The organism is Geodermatophilus sp. SYSU D00708 (assembly GCF_054050115.1).
In genome coordinates, this window is the sequence record NZ_JBJGYS010000069.1 from 1 (window position 1) to 537 (window position 537).

Annotated in this window: 1 pseudogene; it reads right to left on the reverse strand. The window is 75.8% G+C overall.

From position 1 onward, the window contains the following. Positions 1-348: 348 nt before the first annotated feature. Positions 349-537: pseudogene (locus tag ACI79D_RS24905) on the reverse strand (sulfite exporter TauE/SafE family protein); the annotation flags it as partial.

The window sequence follows — 537 nt, forward strand, 5'->3', positions numbered from 1 at the left end:
TGGTGGCCGAGGCGGTGGCCGGGTTGGTGCCGATGGCCAGCAGCAGGGTGGTCGAGGTGACGCCGTAGGCCATGCCCAGGCTGCCGTCCACCAACTGCGCACCCAGACCGACCAGGGCGAGCAGGACCAGGGTCCTCACCGGGAGTCCTCGCGCGCGTCGCGTCCGCCCGGGGACGCCGTCACCTCTGCCACACCAGCATGTGTACGGAGCGGCGCAGGCGGGCGGAACGCCTCAACCGGGGGGACGCCGACGCCGCAACCTGGGGGTGGACGACGAGAGGCCCCGCCCGGCGGTGTGCCGGGCGGGGCCTCTCGGTGTTCGGCGTGGCCCCGGGACGGGGTCCTTGCTCAGTCCTGCGGAGCGCTGGGCCGGCCGGCGGTCAGGTTGCGGCGCAGGTCGGCCGCGTCAGCGGCGTCGGCCGTCTCGGCCTCCTCCAGCCGGGCGGCTTCGGCGGCGAGGGCGTCGGCGGACTCCAGGGCGCGGTCCTTGCGGTACTCGCGGAAGGAGTGGACGACGGCGGCGGCCCAGAGGGCGTA